We start from the raw sequence: 20,050 nt of genomic DNA, 5'->3' as shown, positions 1-20,050 counted from the left end.
CCGACCTCAGCACACAAAATTCCTGACACCTCCGCGGGGCGCTGCTCAGCGTCGCTTTCATTGACCACCAAGACCTTCTCCGCATGGACAGGAAGTCCTCGCCGGAGCGTCGAAGCTGCTGGGCGCTGCGGGCATCCCCATGCCGTGGCGTTGCTGGACAAGCCCGTGTCGAAGGGCCGCCTTGCCGAGACCATCCTTGCACAGGCCGACCAGTGCAATGCCGACCTGATTGTCCTGGGTGCGCATGGGCGGCGCGGATACCTTCGCGTCGTCGTAGGCAGCGTGGCTCAAGCTGTCGTCCACCAGAGCCGCAAACCTGTCCTGCTTGTGCGCAGCCCGGCGGAATATTGACGACCGTCGCCCAAGGACCCATTTCACGGAGAGGAAGGGACCTGGGGATGCTTTGGGTATTAGGGCAACGCGCGGCCTCGCTCCTGCGGGGCCAGTTCATCGGCATGACGCGCGGCCCAGCGATGCGCCTGAGCGATTGCAATGCGAATCGCCATGCCATCCGCATACCCCTCGTCCAGCAACGCATTCGCAATCTCAATCGCCTTTTCCCTGACTGCGGGTGGAAGGTTCTTCATCGACGAGGGATAGTTGCCGAAACTCCAAGGCATAATCAAGCCTCCTTGCGCCAGCGTCGCTCCCTGGCATACCGCCTGTCAGGACAGTTGCAGGTTGTCCACCACGGCGCCCACGCCGGGCGCCGACCATGCAGCGCCGATAGCCGCCAGTCGCTCGGCGCGCGTGCCCACATGGCCGCTGAGCGTCACCGTGCCGTCCCGCATCGATACATTAGTACGCTTCGCCTCACGCTCGGCATGCCGACGCGACGCGGCTTCGATCCGCTCCCACTGCAGAGCATCGCGTGCAGCAGTAGCAATCGCTTCGTCGCTAACGACGCTTGCAGGCCTCACATCCGGATTCACGACCACCGCGCGCAGGCCCGACACCTTCTCGGCGGCTCGCTCCGCAGCGAGCTTCTCTGCGTAGCTGAGGAGATGCCCGCTGAGCGTTACAACGCCTTCATGGATATCGACACCGACAGCCGCCGCATTGATGGCCGGATCCAAGTTCAGCTCTTCATCGACTCCATTCTTGAGTTGAAGATCAGCTTTCATGGATAAGATCTCATGGCAAGCGCGTAGCGGAACGAGACGCGCTACGCCTGCGCAGTATCGGCTCTGGCCAATGCTGCGCCCGGACTACTCAGACATGAAGCGTTGACCGGGGCGTGGCCGGAGCGCTCGCGCTCCCGTTCGTTGCGCCGTGCCCTGTTTCAAGGGAAGCCCGCGGCGTGGGCGGACGCGGGAAATTCGGCATCGACGTGCAGGCTTCGCACAAGAACTGCGTCGTTGACACCAGGCAAGACCACGCCACTGCCCGCGCCCGTATTGCTGAACACCTGTTCATGGCTATCTCCTGCGCGCCGGAAGTGTCAGTGCGACAGCAGGACAGGCACGGTCATCGATTGCAGCATGGTGCGCGTTACGCCGCCGAGCACAAGCTCTCGCATCCGGCCATGACCATAGGCACCCATCACGATCAGGTCGGCCCCACAGTCGGCCGCCAGCGACAGCAGCATCTGTCCGGTGTCGTCGCCGCTGACGGCCGTGAAATCGTGAAGCCCTGCCTGCACGCCGTGTCGCGCCAGCCATTCGATGGCGAATCGCGGCGGCGAAAGCCACAGGTCCGCCGACAGGTTCGGTGCGTTCCAGGCAACCACCTCGACAGTCTCGGCGCGCCGGAGGAACGGAAGAGCGTCTTGGATGGCTCGCGCCGCTTCACGGCTGCCATTCCACGCCACGAGGATCCTCTTGCCGATCTCCGGAAAGACTCCGGCATAGGGAATGACCAGCACGGGCCGGCCGCATTGCAGTACGACGGACTCGACGAAGTGATGCTGGACATAGGCATCCTTGTCTGCAGGGTCATGCTGCCCCAGTACCAGCAGGTCCGCGGTATGCGCTTGCGCCACGACGTTGTCGGCCGTGGCCCACTCGGGCGCGTACCACTCGGTCGGCGTCAGCAGTTCGTCCGTGCCCCCCTGGAATGCATGGCGGGCGACTTCGGCGACCTGTCGATGCCATTCGCCGTATGACGCCAGGTACCGATCGCCATCCACCAGATAGCGGACGGAGCGGGGATCCGGTTGCCCGATCGCAAGCATACCGACCAGCGTCGCCTGGAACTTCTTCGCAAGCTGAATGGCGATGTTCAGGCGCTGGTGCATGCGTCTGCTGGCATCCAGGTGAACCAGGATGGTGGCAAAGTCCATGGAGATTCTCCGCTTATCCGATGTGGTGTTCAGCGATTCAATGTAGATCCTCGTCCATGCGTGGGCTTGTCATATGTCAAGCTTCCTGCCGGCGACCCGCAGCCGCCGCAACGCCCTCGTCCCGCTTGATGCACGTCAAGTCCCACTGCGTCGTGGCATATAGCCTTGACGGCGTCGCAGGAATTCTGTGCGTCACCCGATTGCTGGAGCGCGCTAACTCCCCCGATCTGGTTGCCGACACCATCGTTTCGGAAGCCGGAAAGTGAAGGCCGACCTGATCGTCATGGGAACGCACGGGCGGCGTGGCTTCCGACGCCTCGTGATGGGAAGCGTGTCGCAAGGCGTGATTGGCAGGACCAGGCTTCCTGTTCTGCTCGCGCGCAGCGACGCAGAGTGATAACGGTCAACCGCTTGCACGCGGGTTTGCTGCCATGAGCCAGATTCTCTTTCCCGAATCCGTCCTGACCTTAAGGTGACCGCAGACGCGCTGGAAGACCATTTCGGCTCACAGTCAAGATCTAGCGTCCGCCTTTGCGACCTATCGCAACACGACTGCGCGCACTCCGAGTCGTTTGCGTCCTCGCTGAAAGCCAGAAGAGGCTGTAGCGATCACAATGGCCTGATCCGGTTCAACGTCACTCGCCGCGCCACCACAAGAAGTAACCGACTCGAGGTACCTTGTTATTGTGTTGCACGGAAGACAAGGGAGCCGGCGTGCGGCGAACGTGACGGACAACCTGGCTCAGCGATCACTGGGCTTTCCCTTCCGGCTTCTTCGCGCCATCGGTATTGGGGGCGAACTTGCCGGATAGGCCAGGGATCCGGCATCGGCACGGCGATCCGTGGCTCAATGCGAAAAGAGCACCGGTACGGTCATCAACGACAACAAGGTTCGGGTAACGCCGCCCAAGACAAGCTCGCGCATCCGCCCGTGGCCGTATGCGCCCATGACGATCAGGTCGGCATCGAAGTCGGCGGCTCGCGACAGCAGCAGTTCACCGATGGTCAGGTCGGAACCGCTGGAGCCGTGTTCGACCTCCACCGTCACTCCGTGACGTTCGAGGACACGCACCGCGTGGGCCACCGGCGTCGCGTCCGGCCTTGCCTCCTGGGCCGCAGTCTGGGCGCATAGCACGCGTGCCGTCGCTCCGCCGATCATCGGCAACGCGTCGTGCAATGCCCGCGTCGCTTCCCGGCTTCCATTCCAGGCGACCATCACACGCGAACCTGTTGCAGGGAATCCCCCGTCACACGGGACCACAAGAACCGGCCGGCCGCTTTCCAACAGCAAGACCTCGAGGATCTGTCCCGCGACCGGGCCTTCCTCGCCGTTTGCATCGTACTGACCGGCAACAACCAGCCCTGCCTCGCGCGATTCCCGGAGCACCGTCGACAACACATCATGCTCGGCCGACCGCCATTCCACGCCGGCGGATAGGTGTTTCGTCGCCTCGTGGAACTGGTCACGAATGCTTTCCTTTGCCAACTGGCGGCGCTGCCGGTCTGCTTCGATGTAAAGAGCGGCGTTGTCCATCAGATAGAACCATGCCGGATCGGGAATGAAGCCTCCAATTAGGCCGATCAGCGGACAGCCATGTGAGCTCGCCAGTTGCGACGCGAGCGCAAGACGGCTAGCTGTGTGCCTGTTGCGGTCCAGATGAACCAGGATGCTGCTGTAGCTCATACCAACTCCTTACCGTGAGACGAAATCGGGCTGTGGATGCCATCCCTGCCCTGACAAACCAGCAGCACTGGTAGGTTTGTCCGGACGATGACGTCCTCGGGACACGCTGCCCATGATTAACCGGCGTGCGCTACGGCGTCCGTGCGTGCCCATTACGATCAGGTCTGCAGGCCATCCGGCAGCTTCCGCCACGATGGTAGTTGCGATGTCGTCCTGGATCATGTGTTTGCTCAGCAAGCGCGTGCAATGACGTACGCCAGCCCGCCCGAGCTTGTTCGCTGCGGACGAGAGCACGCTTTCCCCAACCATCATCAGGTCATCGATCAGCCTGTCCGGGTCCATCCCCGTGACGTCGAGAAACGGACTGCTGTCATCTACCGCGTAGATCACCTCCACCTCGGCACCCATGGCCTGGGCAGGTGGAATGGCATCATCCAGCGCGGCTTCGGAAGCTGTGCCGCCGTCAAGGGCGACCAGAATGCGTTGGTACATGTCTGATCCTTGCTAGAGCTAAGAACGGGTATGACTACCGTATGCAAGTGGAGACCTGCCGCCCTCGCGGCCTGTTCGCCATAGCGACCGCATGCGGAAGCCTCGCTGCGGCCATTGCGGCAGTGACTTCCCTGTCAGCTGTCAGACTCGTTCCCTTCGGAGACCGCGATTTGGGCTGGATCAAAGTATCCAGACTACGCTCGGCAAGCCGCAACGCGTAACAAGCCTGCTTCGCCCAAGTACTTCGACATGGTGCCGTGGTTGTCTGCCAGAACCCGCACGGTATCCTCAAGGTCTTCGAGTAATTTAGAGGTCGTCGCGCGCCATCTCCTGCTCGCTGGGGCGATATGGATCGTCCGTCACGGCAGTGACAGTCGAGGCGGACCTCTCGGGGGCCCTGACGCCGATCGGTACTGGCGCTGAAGGCTGGCCTCGAACGGTCTTGAAAAAGACTGCGGCCCCCTCCATATTGAAGACATGGTTGTAATTCCGGCAATCTGGAGGCGTTCTGGACAGGGGTTCGACTCCCCTCACCTCCACCTGAGCGTATTGCTATGCGCTGAGGTGGGGGTGCATCGGTTTCGACAGGGCGTGCAAAGGGGCGCAGGCAACCCGTCAGGCGATCGACGTAAATGAAGCAAATCCATAGACGCCAACGATGAGCGTTTTGCATTGGCCGCCTGAGGCCAACGCCGGGGCCGCTGAAGCCTTGTAGACCAAGACAGCCGGTGGGGACTTCGGTCCCCACTGTCATTTCAGCTGACATCTCCCCCTTTTCCATCTGGAGACTCGCGATCACGCCTGTTACCACCCTTGGACGAATGCGCATGGGCGTGCCCATGTTGCCGCAGCGAGTGACGATGACACAATAGTTCTGCTCAGGCTTCCGAACTAGGCTCCTCGCTTTCCAGGATCTCGAGAACGCGCGCAGCCTTTCCCTGCAATTCGAAGCCATGACGACGCTGCAGTCTGTGCTCCGATCGAAACCATGTGTAAGCTTCCAAGACCTCGGCGCTGGTGGGTGCTTCATCCAGAATCCTTTCCACCACTTCGTCCTCCAGCAATCCGATGATGTCGCGGATCTCGCTGGCGGTAGCGGCCCGCGGTGCAGCTTTTTGCGTATCCATTCCCACTCCTCGTGAAATGGCCACCGTGCAAGCCGGAGGGCGGCAAAGTCGATGCGGTCATCCCTTGCACAGACATAATCCCGAGAGCGGGAATCCAGCTATTGCAGGATTCCCACCGGGACGACACTCTGCGTTCAGGCGCCCTTCACCGGAATCTTCTTTGCCGCGCCCGCTGCCTCAGCAGTTTTGGGAAGCGTAACGGTTAGCACGCCCTTGCTAAATCTGGCTTCGATCTTGTTTGTGTCAGCCCCTTCTGGCAGTTTGAAATAGCGCTCAAAGGAGCCGAAGCGACGCTCGCGAAGGTAATAGTCCTTCTCTTTCTCTTCTTTTTCCTCGCGCTTCTCACCTTTGATTGTCAGACCCCCATTGGCCAGCTTGACTTCGATGTCCTTCTCGTCCATCCCAGGTAGTTCGGCCGTCAGCTCATAAGCCTTGTCGGTCTCCGAAAGGTCAACGGAGGGCGCGGAGGGCATGCTCCATTCGTGCCGCCCAAACGGCTCGAGCCCGAACCGCGGCAGGCGCATATGCGTCAGATGCGTGCCGCGATCGAAGTCGTCAAACAAGCGTTCCATCTCGCGCCGTAGGTTCTCGATGGGGTGCAAAGCCTCCAGCGACCAGGGACGATTGGCGCCCACCTCGCCTTTCTTGTCGGGCGCCGTAGTTTTAGACTCGGTCATTTCAAAATCCTCCAGTCGGGTTGATGTAAAGACCATGCTAGGTGCCGCCACAGCCCGTAGTTTGACTCGTGTCAAAACAGTGTGTGGGGTTGCCCCGCTTCATCGGACAGATCTGCATTTGAATTTTATGTCGATGGGTTTTCTCCTTGTGATGGGGCAGTGTAGGCCCGGTGTAGCGCCGGATTCCTGCCATTGACGGGCAGCTTTTCAAATTCCTGCGGAGACCGATAGCCCAAAGCGCTGTGCAAGCGATGCGGGTTGTACCAGCCCTCGATCCAAGTGAACAGTGCCCGACGTGCGTGATCGTGCGTGGCGAAGCGCGATCGCATCAGCAGCTCGCATTCGAGCGTGGCGAAGAAGGACTCACACATGGCGTTATCGTAGGCATCGCCCACCGATCCCATCGAAGGCTGAACACCGGCGTCCCGGCAACGTCGCCCGAAGGCAACAGACGTGTATTGGCAGCCTTGATCCGAGTGGTGAATGACATCCTCTGGGCGGCGCTGCGCGAGCGCCATATCCAGTGCCTGCAACATCAGCGCGGTACGCAGATGGCTGCCCATGGCCCAGCCCACAATGCGCCGGCTGTACACCCAACACCACTGTGAGATAGAAGAAGCCCGCTGCGGTCGGAATGTAGGTCGCATCGGCGACCCACAGACGGTTCGGCACGTCAGCTTGGAAGTGGCGCTGCACCAGATCCGGAGCCGGTCGTGCACCAGGTGCTCGCCGCGTGGTCTTCACCCAGCGTCGCCGGCTCACGCCGCGCAGGCCCGCTTCACGCATCAGGCGCGCCACGCGCTTGCGCCCGACGTGTATGCCTTGCCGGGCCAGCCCGTGGATGTTAGCCTCAGGCGGCATGACGAAAAAGTGATATTCCCGGGGATTGAGCGCTAGGACCGGACACTCCAGATGACTGGCGAGTTCAGCATCAGGAGACCAATTGGCCCAGGCAATCTTGGCGGTCAGGTCGATGGAATCAATCCGCGCATAAAGCGCGGTGGCAGGGTAAAGCGTGCGCGCGTCCGGTGGCGGATCGCACACAGTAGTCCCGATGGTCATGGCTAATCTCCGTTGTCGCGGGCTGCCTAATGGATCAAGCATAGTTGCCACCTGGGTAACCAATATTGACATTTGGCGGCGTAACCGCAGAACGAATAGCAATCCCTGCATCGGGTCCGGGGCGAATGCCCAGCGACCGTTGTACCCTACATATGGTCGTTGATAGCCCGACAAGTGAACGTCGGGATCGGGTCGACTTCTGCCCCACGCGGAACGGTCCAGGAGGAACGCTCGGTTGTGCTCGGCGTCGGGCCGCACCCGGCCACGAGCGGACCTTCCCCTCCACCTTCTCTCGGACATTCAAACGTCGGTTCGCTCTGAGGAAGCGGCTGTTCAATTTGCCCTCATGAACGCTGCTTCATCGGCCAACGGCGGGGATCAGAGGAAGCGTTCGGTCAAGACCTGTGCGGTCAGTTCGCGGCTCTTCCAGAGCATGTGGTGGATGCGCTCGGCGTACTTGTGCAGCGCCTCCGGATCCAAATCATTGAAATCCAGCACGACGGACGGGTGCGTACCATCTCCGGGGACCCGTTCAATGGCATCGCAGGGCGGAAGCCCATACTTGTGGATGAACGCGCGGACTTCGTCGTCCGTGGTGCCGGGTTCGAGATTCGACAAAAGCAGGTGTGTCATGATTCCCTCTTGCTTGGATACAGCGGCCGTTGTCCGTCAACGGTCTCCAACATGGTTCGCCTGAAATCTGGCGGCTTCCAGGCCCAGGGTGAAGAACATCCGGTCATGCGTGAGCTGAGGACCGACGCTGGCGAATGCGCGTAAGACACGACCGCCATTGCGCCATTGTAAATATGTGATCAGGTCCGACGACGAGGAGCGGGGGCACGCCTCAAACTGATCAGCGACCTGATCGGCAGGGTCCCTTACCAGGGCCTGCCGCACGAGTGTCCCTGCACAAGCGGCAGAAACCGGAAGGCTACGCGGAGCCTACGCGTACAAGTACGTGGCCGACAGGACGCCTGTCGGCGGGCAAGATACGCGCAAAATGAGGCAGACAACCATGCAACGCGGACAGTAACGGCCAACCGGGCCGCAGCCTGCTGAGCCGTAGCTCGCGCTGCTTGCACGGCCGGCCCGCCCGTCGCGAAGGGAGTGTGTGATCGGTGCCATGACTGCCGCTACGCCGACAACGGTCAACCAGGGGCGATCGCCAATCTTCGAAGTCAAGCGCGTTCAGCTTCCGCATCGCCTCGATACGACCAACCTCGTCGAGCGCAGAGGCTGTTCGGGCCACCGGGAAGACGGTTCATCTCTCGCGCACAGACATCTTGGCTCAGAAGGGCAAGGTTGATCTGCGTCAATATCGCCGGGGCCGGTTAGCCCAATCTTTTAGCATGACCGTTGCGATGGCACAGCCGGTGGCATCCACTTACCCGAAGGAGCGGAGATGGCTCGACCCGTAGCTGGAACGGCTTCGCCTTGTTGGGCCCGAACGCTTCGGCGGTGGAAACGCAGTTTTCGAAGGGGACTGCAAATGCCTTTCGAGGGTCTTTTGCTAACGGGACGAGGCGTCAGTTTCAGGTCGATGCAGTCGCAAGAGTTCATCGCTGGGTGGCCGAAACCCGCCTTCCTGAATGCTGATGCCATGAATCTGTTGCCGAGGAGATAATGCAATGTCCGGGTCCCGGAATGAGGTGAAGGCGAACGGTGCGAAAACAGGCAACAAGCCAACCAAGAAGGCATACGATAAGCAGTTGGCTTTGCTTCACATTGAACTGGTCAAGCTACAGGAATGGGTGGTGCGGACCGGTGCGAAGATTTGTATCGTATTCGAAGGGCGTGATGGCGCCGGCAAGGGCGGCATGATCAAAGCGCTTACCGAGCGTGTGAATCCGCGCGTTTTCCGGGTCGTCGCGCTACCAGCGCCGACAGATCGCGAAAAGACACAGATGTACTTCCAACGCTATCTTTATCACTTGCCGGCTGCCGGCGAAGTCGTCGTGTTTGATCGAAGTTGGTACAGTCGGGCAGGTGTCGAACGGGTCATGGGCTTCTGCACTGAGGCGGATGTGCAGATGTTCATGTTGGCCACACCGATGGTGGAGCGTGCCTTCATCGACTCTGGGCTTATCCTCATCAAGTACTGGCTGGAAATCGGCCCTGAAGAGCAGACGCGCAGGCTGGAAGCCCGGATTCACGACGAGCGCAAAATCTGGAAACTTTCACCGATGGATCTCGAATCCTATCGCCGCTGGTACGACTACTCACGAGCGCGAGACGCAATGTTCACCATGACCGACACAGAGTACTCGCCTTGGTATGTCGCAAACGCTGATAACAAAAAGCGCACTCGACTCAACGTTATCAGCCATCTGCTCAGCAAGATTCCGTACGAGGATTTGCCGCGCAAGAAGGTTTCGTTGCCCCAACGACAGAAAGCAGAAGGCTATCGCGAATCGGATCACCATTTCAGGTACGTGCCCGAGAAGTTCTGAAGGCGCATTGCAACTGACAGGCAATATGGATTGTTGGACGTCTGCTACGTGGTCCGATCTCGCAAGAGGAAGATCAGAATGTACCGGATCGAGGAACCACGGCTGGGTGGTCTGCGAATCAAGGAATGGCGCCGCCGTACGCATCTTGCGATCGGGCTGTTGTTTCTGGTGCTGCTGGGATCGACGCTTGGGATTGCGCTGCTCGACCACACGGATGCACCGGTAAGAACCAAGACGTTCACGGCGTTTTGGGATGCGATCAACCTCATCTCGACACTTGGCGACTTCTCGGACTTCAATGCGGACCAGAAGGTTTTCATGCTGGTCGCCATTATCGTCACGATGGTGGTTGCAGGCTACGCGTTGCGCCAGCTAACGGGGATGCTGTCGGGCGACGACGTGATGATTATTTGGGAGAACAAGGTCATGGAACGGACGCTGGAAACGCTGGGCAACCATGTCGCGGTTTGCCCGTTTGGCGCGGTTGGCCAGATGGTCGCCGCCCGCCTCCGAGACGCCGGATCGACCGTGCTAGTTCTCGATTCCGACGCGAAGCAGGCCGATAAGGCGTCCCGACTCGGATACATGGTCATGCTCGGCGATCAGAATTCGTTCGACGACGTACTCGAACGTGCCAGACTGGATACCGCCCATGCGCTCTTCCTGACGGGTTCCGATCCCAACAGCAATCTGGAAATCACGCTGGTGGCGCACACGCTCAATCCGGACCTCAAGATCGTGGTATCAGGCGAGAACGATTTGCGCAGGATGTTGCTGCAAAGGGCAGGCGCGTCGACCGTGATCGACCAGAACGACATCGTCGCGCGCGCCATGGTCGTGCAGATCGATGCCCACCACGAGGCGCAGCGCAAATGAAGCCCGGTGATTGTATGACAAGGCGACTTTTCTAGAGTCGTGGCTTTTTGAACAACTGTGGGATCCGCGCGACCATGGGACAAGAGTCATCAAGACGTTCCACCGGCGGTTTTCGCGTTCCGCTGCCCGAATGGATCCGCGACTATCGGAAGACGTGGATCAAGCCCGATATCGTCGCCGGTGTCTCTGCTGCGGCGGTCGTCCTTCCGAAAGCCATGGCCTACGCGACTGTCGCTGGGCTGCCCGTGCAAGTCGGGCTTTACACGGCCTTCGTCCCGATGGTGATCTACGCCTTCCTCGGCACATCGCGCCCGCTCAGCGTGAGCACCACCGCAACGATCGCGATCCTCACCGCAGCGGCACTGGCCCGGGCGGTCCCGGGCGCGGGCCTGGCAGACCTGCTAAGCGCCTCTGCAACGTTGACATTGATGGTCGGTGCCATCCTCACGCTCGCAGGGCTCCTGCGGTTGGGCTTCGTTGCCCGCTTCATCTCCGATCCAGTGTTAACGGGGTTCAAGGCTGGTCTCGCTGTTGTGATCGTGCTGGATCAGTTGCCGAAGCTGCTCGGCATTCACTTCCCAAAAGGGTCGTTTTTCCACAACATGCTGGCGATCGTCACGGGTATTCCACATGCAAGCGCAGCGACGGTCGCTGTGGGAGTGATGACAGCAGGTGTTCTGGTGGCAATCGAACATTTCTTTCCACGAGCTCCCGCCCCTCTGTTAGCGGTGGCGGGCGGGATCGGCGCCGTAAGCCTGCTCCACCTGCAATCTCACGGGGTCGACATTGTCGGCCATGTGCCGCCAGGCTTGCCTTCCGTCGCCATCCCGAACCTTTCTCTTCTCGCATCGCTCGGGCCGGCTGCTGCGGGCATTGCTTTGATGAGCTTTACCGAAACCGTCGCATCGGGGCGAGCGTTCGTTGAGCGCGGGGAACCCATGCCAAATGCCAGCCGGGAGTTGCTGGCGATCGGGCTGGCTAATGCGGGCGGCGCGCTGTTGGGCTCGATGCCGGCCGGCGGAGGAACGACGCAGACAGCCGTCAACCGGCTCGTCGGTGCCCGCAGCCAGCTTTCCGAGCTGGTCACCGCTGCCGTCACGCTAGGCACGATGCTGTTCCTTGGACCTTTCATTGGACTCATGCCGCAAGCCACAATGGCGGCAGTTGTCATCGTCTATTCGATCGGCCTGATCGAGCCCTCGGAATTTCGCGCGATTGCCGCTGTGCGGCGCACGGAGTTTCTCTGGGCCGTGATTGCGGTCTTCGGCGTTGTGCTGTTTGGAACGCTGCCGGGCATACTGACCGCCATTGTCGTCTCACTTCTGGCGCTTGCTTACCATACATCCGATCCACCGGTGCATGTCTTGCGCCGCAAGCCGGGTACGAACGTGTTTCGCCCTTTGTCCGCTGAGCACCCCGACGACGAAGCTTTTGCCGGCCTCCTGTTGTTGCGGCCGGAGGGTCCAATATTCTTTGCGAACGCCGAAAGCGTCGGGCATAAGATTCGCACGCTGATCAACCAATATCAGCCGCAAATCGTCGCGCTCCATTTGCGCGCCGTGTCCGATCTCGAGTACACGGCGCTGAAGATGCTGACGGAAGCGGAGCAGGAACTGCGCAAGCAGGACATCGAGCTCTGGCTCGTTGGTCTCAACCCGGGCGTACTGGCGATGGTGCAGCGCTCGCCGCTCGGCGACGCCCTCGGGCGCGGCCGGATGTACTTCAACCTCGATCGCGTGGTGGCGGCATGGCAGGCGCGGCGATCACTCGATCGCCAGGGGCCACTTGGGTAGCTATGTGTCGAGCAAGCCGGCCGGCTGCTCGTTCAGCATTCCAGACCGCAATGCCGCAGCCGCAGCAGAGGGGACTTGAACGTCTCGACAGCGGCGCGCGCGATTTGCGATTTGGTTTGGGCATCGTGTCTTCCGTTCGCGCGACCACCGTTCAGTAAGGGTTGGAGGGCGACGAATTTCGCGATTGCGATTCGGTCGTGCGTCGAATGTTGAACCACGCCGCATACAGAGCCGGCATGAAGAAAATGGTCAGCAAGGTCGCAACGGTAAGGCCGCCCATGATGGCGAGGGCCATAGGCGCCCAAAATATGCTTCGGGTCAGCGGAATCATGGCGAGGACCGTGGCCGCTGCGGTCAGCGCCACCGGACGCGTGCGGTGCACGGCGGCATCGACCACCGCCGTCCAGGTGTCCCGCCCTTGCGCGGTTTCCGCCTGCACCTGGTCGACAAGAATCACTGAGTTTCGCATGATCATCCCGCTCAACGCGGTAATGCCAAGAATGGCGACGAACCCGAGCGGCGCCTGGAAAATGAGCAGCGCCGCGACGACGCCGATGAGCCCCAGCGGGGCGGTGAGGAAGACCATCGTCATGCGCGAGAAGCTCTGAAGCTGCAGAATCAGGATCGTCAGGATGGTGACCAGCATCACGGGAAATACCGCCATCAGCGCGCGATTGGCCTTGTCGCTTTCCTCGACCGCGCCGCCGACGTCGATGCGGTAACCGAAGGGCAGCTTCACCTCGATATCCTTCAGGAGCGGCCGGATTTCCTGGGTCACTGACACGCCCTGCTCACCATCCTTGACGTCCGCGCGCACGGTGATCGCCATGTCGCGGTTGCGGCGCCAGAGCACCGGCTCTTCAACTTCGTACCGCACGCGCGCGACCTGCGCCAGCGGCACCACCGTTCCCTCGCGGGTATAAAGGCTCACGTCCTTCAGCGCTCCGAGATCGAGCCGCTCGGAAGGCACCGCACGGGCGACTATTTCAATCAGATCCTCCCCCTCGCGCAAGTGGGACAGCGTCGCGCCGTTCGTAAATGTTTGGGTCACGAAGGTGACATCGGCCGGAGCCAGCCCGAGCGCGCGCGCCTTGTCCTGGTCGAGGTCGAACTTTAGCGTGCGAACCGGGTCGTTCCAGTCGAGCTGGACGTCGCGCACTTTGGGGCTCGACGCCACCACTCTTTCGACCTCGCGGGCGATTTCGCGGACCTTCTGCGTGTCCGAGCCGACGACGCGGAACTGTACCGGAAACCCAACCGGCGGGCCGAGTTCGAGGCGGGTGACTCGAACCCACGCTTGCGGGAATTCCTCGTTGACGGTTTCCATCAGGCGCGAGCGCACGCGCTCACGAGCCTTCGTGTCTTTCGTCATCACGACGAAGACAGCGTAGCCCGGGTTCGGCAGTTCGGGATTGAGGGCGAGATAGAAGCGTGGCTGCCCCGCCCCCGTGTAGGCCGTGAAGAAACGCACGTCCTGGTCCTTCTTGAGCACCGCCTCCATTTTCTTCACCTGCTGGGTAGTCGCGGCGAACGACGCGCCTTCCTTGAGTCGCAGCTCGACGATCAGCTCGGGTCGCGCGCTGTTCGGGAAGAACTGCTGTGGTACGAACCTGCTCCCGGCAACCGCAGCGGCGAGCGCGGTCAACGTCGCCCCGATGACCCACCAGCGTCGCACGAGAGCCAGGTCGATCCATGTTCGCAGCTTGCGGTAGAAAGGCGTGTCATACGGGTCGCCGCCATGGTGCTCCTTTCCGAGGTCCTTCGGCAGCATGTTGACGGCCAGATACGGCGTGATGATCCCCGACACAACCCACGAGAACAGCACCGCGGTGCCGACGATCCAGAAAATGCCGCCCGCGTACTCGCCGGTGGTCGACTGGGAGAAACCGATCGGCATGAAGGCGGCAGCCGTAATGAGCGCGCCAGTCAGCCGCGGCATCGCAGTCGCCGTGTACGAGTAGGCGGCCGCTTTCACGCGGTCCCACCCTTCCTCCATTTTCACAACCATCATCTCGACCGCGATAATGCCGTCATCCACCAGCAGACCGAGGGCAATGATCAGGGACCCGAGCGAGACGCGCTCGAGATTCCAGCCCATTGCACGCATGACCAGGGCGACGACGCCGAGCACGATCGGCACTGAAATGCCGACCACGATTCCCGTGCGCCAGCCGAGACTGATGAGGCAGACCGCGAGCACGATGGTCAGCGCTTCCAGCAGCGAGCGCTCGAACTCCCAGATCGAATCGCTGACGACGGTCGGCTGATCAGCCACCCGCTCGAGTTCAACGCCATAGGGCAGCTCGAGCTGCACTTTTGCGACTCCCTGCTCGATCGCCTTGCCGAGGTCAACAATGTTGCCGTCGTCGGTCATCGTGATGCCGAGCATCAGCACCTGCTGCCCGTTATGGCGCACCGTGTAAATTGGAGGATCTTCGTATCCACGTGTGATCGATGTGAAGTCGCCGAGTTTGAGCAACCGCCCGCCGGCGGCAATCGGAACCTTGCGGATGTCGTCCAGGTTGTTGAACTGGCCGCTCACGCGTACGAGCACGCGATCGCCGTGTGTGTCGATCTGTCCGCTGGCCAATAGGCTGTTTTGGCTTCTGAGGCTTTCAGCGATCTGCAGCGGCGTAATCCCGAGCGCGGCGAGCCGCTCGTTCGAGAATTCGACGTAAATCTTCTTGGCCTGCTTGCCATAGATGTCGATCTTTTTCACCATCGGCACCTTGAGCAGTTGCCGCTTGATATTTTCCGATACGTCGGATAGCTCCCACTGACTGATGCCATCTCCTTTGACGGCATAGAGCAGGCCGGTCACGTCGCCGTATTCGTCGTTGAAGATCGGACCGATGACGCCATCAGGGAGCTCGAGCTTGATGTCGGTGAACTTCTTACGCGCCTGGTACCAGGCCTCGCGCTGGTCTGCATGGGAGGTGCCGCCCTTCACTGTGATCGTCATGCCGCCGTAGCCTTGGCGCGCATAGGTCACGACTTTCTCGAAATGATCGAGCTGTTCGAACTTCTTCTCCATGCGGTTGAGCACCTCGTCCTGGACCTGTTGCGCAGTGGCGCCGGGCCAGATCACGAACGCCGTCATCGACGGTACCGAGAAGTTCGGATCCTCGAGCTGGCCGAGCTTTGCGAAGCTGAGCGAACCGCCAATGCCGACCACGAGGATCAGGAACAGCACGATGGCGCGGTGGGTCAGCGCCCATTCGGTGAGATTGAACGGCTTCATGGCACAGCTTGCCCGGTTTGCGAGGCGCCCGCCGCGCCTGCAAGCGCGACCTTCAGGCCCGGGGCCATCTTCTGCACTCCCGCAGTAACGACTAGCTCGCCAGCGGGCAGTCCGGAAACGAGCACATCGTCATTGCGATAGCCGTGCACCGAAACGCGGATCAGATCGACGGTGCCCACCGACCCGGAACCCTCGCGACGAACCACCCAGACGGCGGGCTGGCCCTTGTTCTGCGTGATGGCCGAGGCAGGGATCACTGCTGCCGGGGCTTCGCCAGCCGAACGTTCGACCAGCAGCGTAGCGGTCGCGCCGAGCGGCAGCAGCCTGGGTGCTGCCGGCTTCAGGCGGGCGCGGTATGTCCGGGTTTGTGCCGCGGCCTGTGGCGAGAGTTCGCGCAACTCGACCTCGAAGCTTTGCTCGGGCGCGCTAGCGAGCCACGCCTTGTATCGCGCCGCCCTGAACGTTGCGAGACGATCTTCCGGCAGATCGGCGACTATTTCTGGCTCGCCCTCGTTCGCGATCGATACCATCGGCTGTCCTTCGGCGACAACTTCTCCCACCTCGAAACGCACGGCGGTGACGACGCCACTCTGCGACGCGCGCAGCACCGTGTACTTCAGCCGGTTGCGTGCGAGCTCGAGTTTCTTCCGCTCGGCCTCTGCCGTCGCCGAGGTTGTCTGCGCACCGGTCTGCGCCTTCTCGTCGTCGGAGACGCTGACGGAGCCGTCAGTTTTGAGCGAATTGAGCCGCTGCCGATCGGACTCGGCGAACCTCGCCTGTGACACGGCCGCGGTGAGCTGCTGCCGCGCCGCTTCCTCGGCAAGCTGATAGTCGGTGTCGTCAAGCACTGCCAGTACATCGCCCTCGCGAACCTTCTGACCGACGTCGACCTTGCGCTTGACGATCTTGCCGCCGACACGGAACGCCTCGTTGACTTCATGGCGCGACTGCACCGTGCCAACGTAACGGTCCGTCACCGCGCTATCGTCATAGCGGATCTCGGCAGTGCGGACCGCTCGAAGCGCCTCGGGGGCGGGCTTCGATCCGCATGCGACCAGCATCGCGGCACTCGGCAACACCGCGAACAGCGCGCGTATGGAGGTTTTCACGATGGCCCCTTGTCTCGATCCATGCTTGATGAATTGCCCGAAACCGGCGTAACATCAGGCGCGGCCGCGGGCTCGAAAACCTCCCAGCCTCCACCAAGCGCCTTGTAGAGCTGGACGCTGGCGAGCAGCAATTGCGTGCTGCTGTCGTTGGCGATCGCACGGATGGCCAACCGTGTCCGCTGAGCATCGAGCAGCGGCAGCAGATCGATCTGGCCGCGGTCGTAGAGGGATTGCGCGCGGCCCAGCGCCGCTTCCGCCGTCGACGCGGCGTCGTGCAGCAGTTGCGCCCGTTGGCGCTCGTCATCGAGCGCGACCAGCGCGTTCTCGACGTCTTCGAGCGATCGCACGATCGCGTCCTCATAGTGGAGCACCGCTTCCTTCTGACCGCTTTCGGCGATGTCGTTGATCGCGTGCGTCCGCCCCGCATTGAAGATCGGCATTGCGATGAGCCCCGCTACGTTGCTGAATCGCGCAGGACCGAGCGCAATGCCGTTGAGGTCAATCGACTCACGGCCGAACACTGCGCCGAGAATAAGCCGCGGAAACCATTCCGCCATCGCCTGTTGCCTGCGCGCGTTGGCCGCATCGAGTTGCGCGCTTGCGACGAGCAGGTCCGGTCTGCGCTGCAACAGGGCGGCCGGTTGCCCCGGATGCGCGGGCGGGACGATGGCATCGACGCCCGATGGCGTGATGCCCGCGGCGTTGAAAGCCTGGTCTCCCACGAGCACCGCAATGTGATGGCGCGAGATCGCAGCAAGCGTCTCGAGCGGCGGTATCGCCGCGTGCGTTTTGGATGCTTCTGTTTTCACGCGCTCGACATCGAACGGCGTTGCGAGCCCGACCCGTTCACGGGCGGTCACCAGGCGTAGCGTCTCATCTTGCGCAGCCGAGATCGCGCGCACGGTCTCCAGTTGGCGCAACGCCCCGACGAGCGTAAAGTAGTTCGTTGCAACGTCAGTCAACACGAGAAGGCGCACGCCGCGCGCGGTATTCTCGACTGCGGCCGCATCGGCTGCAGCCGCCTTCGCACCTGCCCGCAGGCGGCCGAACAGGTCGACTTCCCACGAGGCGGCGATACCGACCTGTCCCGCCCGCGTATTGGCCGCTTCAGGCACGAAATTTTTCAGGGCAGTATCGTAAGTCGTCGTGTGATTGAAGCCGTTGGCGCCAACGATCACGGTCGGCAAGAGCCACGACCGGCTGATCGTTTCTCCGGCTCGCGCTGCGCGCACGCGTTCCGCCGCTATCCGGATGTCCCGGTTTTCGTGCGCCGCGCGACGAACCAGATCGGACAGCACCGGATCGCCATAGCTATCCCACCAGGCGGCCTCGGGCTCCTCCACAGATGCCGACCTAGCCGCGAACCTTCCGGGAACCTCGATCGAGGGTTGCATCACCGGTGTTGCGCAACCAGCCAGAACAACCGCCAGCGACACGGTCAACGCGACCGCCCTGCAACGACCCGGTACTTCACCAGGGCGCGGTGGACGCCTCGTCGTGTGAAAAATGGTAGATATTGGCAGCATTGCTCGCGGGGGCCAGCAGAGTTGGTCTTGCGACTGGCGTAATGGAAAGCCGGCGTGATTCGGGTTCGCGGCACAGACCCAACGCCAGCCGGTCCACCACGCCAGGTCTCTTATGCAGACGATTGCGACTGGCACTGCGACCGCGGTTACCTGTCAGCCTGAAATCACGTTACTCATTCTGTAGCCCAAAACCTTGACGCAGATCATGAGACTGGCACTGTGAAGCTCGGGCGGCCAAGGCCGTGCGGCGGCCCCTCGCCCGGGGTAGACGTCTATCGTTGAGCGTTATGCACCCTGCGCAGGAATGGCAGGATTTCCGCAAATGATTCGAATTCATTCCCCAGGCATGTTTGGAGACCTCAACACACCAGAAACACCCACCTTCTCCCGCTCCCCGCTACAGCAAGCGCTCGGCCTCGTCGAGCAGGCTCATGCGCGACAACATCGCTGCGCGTGCGAAGCGCACCAGCGCGAACGTCCGGACCAGCGGCGGATCGCCGGGAACACGCGCCGTCAGCAACTCCAGTTCATGCCCGGGCACGGTGCTGCCCTCCGGCAAAAGCACATTCATCAAGCTTAGCCGCCTGCGCCGGCTTTCAATGGAGAAGCACGACCTTGCATCCTTGAACACCGCCGCCATGCCTTCCAACTGGCGGTCAAGCGCGCCGGACTTGTCGCCCAGTTCGCCCAGTTCCCTGTCGTTCTGTTCGATCTGCTCGCGCAACCGGGCCCGTTCCCCGGCGTCCGCTTGCTCGTCGCCGCCCATCACCGAACGCAAACCGGTGCTCTGCCGTTCCAGCAGGCGCAAGCGCGCCTTCAGCAGTCCATGCTCCCGCTCCAGCACATCGCGCCGCGATGTGTCGGCAGCAATATTGGCAAGACTCTGGAGGGCCATCTGATCCAGCATTCGCCGGGCGATCTCCTCGCGCAGCGTCGCATCGGTCGAGCCGCAAATCCGGACCTCATGGTCACTGAAGCTGACCGTGGTCTGCGGCACCTCGGCACGCATCAAATCTTCTTCGAGGGTCATGCCTAACGTACGGCGCTCCGTCATCCTCATGCCCAGCACGGCGTAGGCGTGGTCCGCGCCAGTGGACGCATCGAAAAACTCGCGTAGGTCCGATGAGCGGCTGAAGGCGAGCTCCACGTCATGCGCCGTGCCAAAAAAAGCATGAATATAGGGATCGGTTCCCCACGTTGCCGCGCTGGCTTCCCGCGGCGCCGGCAAGCCGGCTACGAGGCCCTGCACATAATCGAGCGCCATGCCGACCGCGGGGCCGAGCCGTTGCTGGTAGCGCGGCACCAGCCGCAGACGCGGGCTGAACCCGAGCACGCGCTCCGTCAACCCGGCGATCTCTTGCTCGTCATGCGGGTGCGCCCCGGCCTCACGCCGCCGCAGCCAGTTCAGAATACTCATGCAACTGCTCCCTTCACACGCGTCGCCCTGCTCTGCGAGGTCAGCTATAGCGCTCCGCCATGACAAGCGCGCTGAGGTTGTGGCCTTTCCAGAACATGTTGTGGATGCGCGGCTGAAGCTTGCGCAATGCATCCGGATCGAGGGAATAGAAGGTCAGCGTCACGGCTGGCCGTGACCCGTCCCCCGGAACATGCTCGATTTCGTCGAACGGTGGGAGGCCGTACTTGACCAGGAATGCCTTGATCTCGTCATCGGTCGTGCCGCTCTCGATATTCTCCAGTAATAGCAAGGAGATGATTCACTCTCCTCAGTTGC

The 20,050-nt window shown here is 61.7% G+C and carries 17 protein-coding genes, 1 other RNA gene and 1 pseudogene; 5 read left to right on the top strand and 14 right to left on the bottom strand.

Annotation, left to right across the window (positions count from 1 at the left end; translation table 11 throughout):
• Positions 1-60 precede the first annotated feature (60 nt).
• The gene (locus tag CupriaWKF_RS32855; RefSeq protein ID WP_276103515.1) at positions 61-351 is read left to right on the top strand and encodes a universal stress protein; all 291 of its coding nucleotides are present in this window, start codon (positions 61-63) and stop codon (positions 349-351) included.
• A gap of 59 nt (positions 352-410) precedes the next feature.
• Here CupriaWKF_RS32855 and CupriaWKF_RS32850 read toward each other — a convergent pair whose 3' ends face one another.
• From CupriaWKF_RS32850 to CupriaWKF_RS32830, 5 genes are all read right to left on the bottom strand, one after another.
• The gene (locus CupriaWKF_RS32850) at positions 411-620 is read right to left on the bottom strand and encodes a hypothetical protein (protein WP_276103513.1); all 210 of its coding nucleotides are present in this window, start codon (positions 618-620) and stop codon (positions 411-413) included.
• A gap of 45 nt (positions 621-665) precedes the next feature.
• Complete coding sequence (locus CupriaWKF_RS32845; RefSeq protein ID WP_276103512.1) at positions 666-1,124, bottom strand: BON domain-containing protein; 459 nt, start codon at positions 1,122-1,124, stop codon at positions 666-668.
• Positions 1,125-1,441: 317 nt separating this feature from the next.
• On the bottom strand, positions 1,442-2,281 hold the full coding sequence (locus CupriaWKF_RS32840) for a universal stress protein (protein WP_276103511.1): 840 nt from the start codon (positions 2,279-2,281) through the stop codon (positions 1,442-1,444).
• Between the two features lie 847 nt (positions 2,282-3,128).
• Complete coding sequence (locus CupriaWKF_RS32835) at positions 3,129-3,965, bottom strand: universal stress protein (RefSeq protein ID WP_276103509.1); 837 nt, start codon at positions 3,963-3,965, stop codon at positions 3,129-3,131.
• 9 nt (positions 3,966-3,974) lie between these two features.
• Positions 3,975-4,457 carry a universal stress protein gene (locus tag CupriaWKF_RS32830; protein WP_276103508.1) on the bottom strand — a complete coding sequence of 161 codons (483 nt, stop codon included), beginning with the start codon at positions 4,455-4,457 and terminating at the stop codon, positions 3,975-3,977.
• Positions 4,458-4,885: 428 nt separating this feature from the next.
• On the opposite strand from CupriaWKF_RS32830, the gene ssrA reads away from it, so the two are divergent.
• Positions 4,886-5,210: a transfer-messenger RNA gene (gene ssrA, locus CupriaWKF_RS32825) on the top strand.
• Between the two features lie 125 nt (positions 5,211-5,335).
• Here ssrA and CupriaWKF_RS32820 read toward each other — a convergent pair.
• From CupriaWKF_RS32820 to CupriaWKF_RS32805, 4 genes and pseudogenes are all read right to left on the bottom strand, one after another.
• Entirely contained in the window at positions 5,336-5,584 is a 249-nt protein-coding gene (locus CupriaWKF_RS32820; protein ID WP_276103506.1) for a hypothetical protein, read from the bottom strand.
• Between the two features lie 134 nt (positions 5,585-5,718).
• Positions 5,719-6,261 (bottom strand): Hsp20/alpha crystallin family protein, encoded by a 543-nt coding sequence (locus CupriaWKF_RS32815; RefSeq protein ID WP_276103505.1) that lies wholly within the window; start codon positions 6,259-6,261, stop codon positions 5,719-5,721.
• 125 nt (positions 6,262-6,386) lie between these two features.
• A pseudogene (locus tag CupriaWKF_RS32810) lies at positions 6,387-7,104 on the bottom strand (IS3 family transposase); the annotation flags it as partial.
• A gap of 597 nt (positions 7,105-7,701) precedes the next feature.
• Positions 7,702-7,956 (bottom strand): RNA-binding protein, encoded by a 255-nt coding sequence (locus tag CupriaWKF_RS32805; protein ID WP_276103504.1) that lies wholly within the window; start codon positions 7,954-7,956, stop codon positions 7,702-7,704.
• 995 nt (positions 7,957-8,951) lie between these two features.
• Here CupriaWKF_RS32805 and ppk2 point away from each other — a divergent pair.
• From ppk2 to CupriaWKF_RS32790, 3 genes are all read left to right on the top strand, one after another.
• Positions 8,952-9,773 (top strand): polyphosphate kinase 2, encoded by an 822-nt coding sequence (gene ppk2 / locus CupriaWKF_RS32800; RefSeq protein ID WP_276103503.1) that lies wholly within the window; start codon positions 8,952-8,954, stop codon positions 9,771-9,773.
• A gap of 78 nt (positions 9,774-9,851) precedes the next feature.
• Entirely contained in the window at positions 9,852-10,649 is a 798-nt protein-coding gene (locus CupriaWKF_RS32795) for a potassium channel protein (protein WP_276103502.1), read from the top strand.
• Between the two features lie 74 nt (positions 10,650-10,723).
• Positions 10,724-12,442 (top strand): SulP family inorganic anion transporter, encoded by a 1,719-nt coding sequence (locus CupriaWKF_RS32790; protein ID WP_276103501.1) that lies wholly within the window; start codon positions 10,724-10,726, stop codon positions 12,440-12,442.
• 151 nt (positions 12,443-12,593) lie between these two features.
• Here CupriaWKF_RS32790 and CupriaWKF_RS32785 read toward each other — a convergent pair whose 3' ends face one another.
• The 5 genes from CupriaWKF_RS32785 to CupriaWKF_RS32765 all read right to left on the bottom strand — a co-directional run bounded on the left by CupriaWKF_RS32785 (position 12,594) and on the right by CupriaWKF_RS32765 (position 20,030).
• Positions 12,594-15,683 carry an efflux RND transporter permease subunit gene (locus CupriaWKF_RS32785; protein WP_276103500.1) on the bottom strand — a complete coding sequence of 1,030 codons (3,090 nt, stop codon included), beginning with the start codon at positions 15,681-15,683 and terminating at the stop codon, positions 12,594-12,596.
• The gene (locus tag CupriaWKF_RS32780; RefSeq protein ID WP_276103499.1) at positions 15,680-16,792 is read right to left on the bottom strand and encodes an efflux RND transporter periplasmic adaptor subunit; all 1,113 of its coding nucleotides are present in this window, start codon (positions 16,790-16,792) and stop codon (positions 15,680-15,682) included. The genes CupriaWKF_RS32785 and CupriaWKF_RS32780 overlap by 4 nt, the downstream gene beginning before the upstream one ends.
• Positions 16,789-18,186, bottom strand: coding sequence for a TolC family protein (locus CupriaWKF_RS32775; RefSeq protein WP_276103498.1), 1,398 nt, complete (start codon positions 18,184-18,186; stop codon positions 16,789-16,791). The genes CupriaWKF_RS32780 and CupriaWKF_RS32775 overlap by 4 nt, the downstream gene beginning before the upstream one ends.
• Before the next feature lie 529 nt (positions 18,187-18,715).
• Complete coding sequence (locus CupriaWKF_RS32770) at positions 18,716-19,735, bottom strand: hypothetical protein (RefSeq protein ID WP_276103497.1); 1,020 nt, start codon at positions 19,733-19,735, stop codon at positions 18,716-18,718.
• Positions 19,736-19,775: 40 nt separating this feature from the next.
• Positions 19,776-20,030: an RNA-binding protein gene (locus CupriaWKF_RS32765; protein ID WP_276104097.1), complete on the bottom strand. Its 255-nt coding sequence runs from the start codon at positions 20,028-20,030 to the stop codon at positions 19,776-19,778.
• Positions 20,031-20,050 lie beyond the last annotated feature (20 nt).

This window comes from Cupriavidus sp. WKF15 (assembly GCF_029278605.1).
Lineage (GTDB): Bacteria > Pseudomonadota > Gammaproteobacteria > Burkholderiales > Burkholderiaceae > Cupriavidus.
Note: the sequence above shows the minus strand (reverse complement) of the source record. Positions and strands in the feature narration are given on the sequence as shown.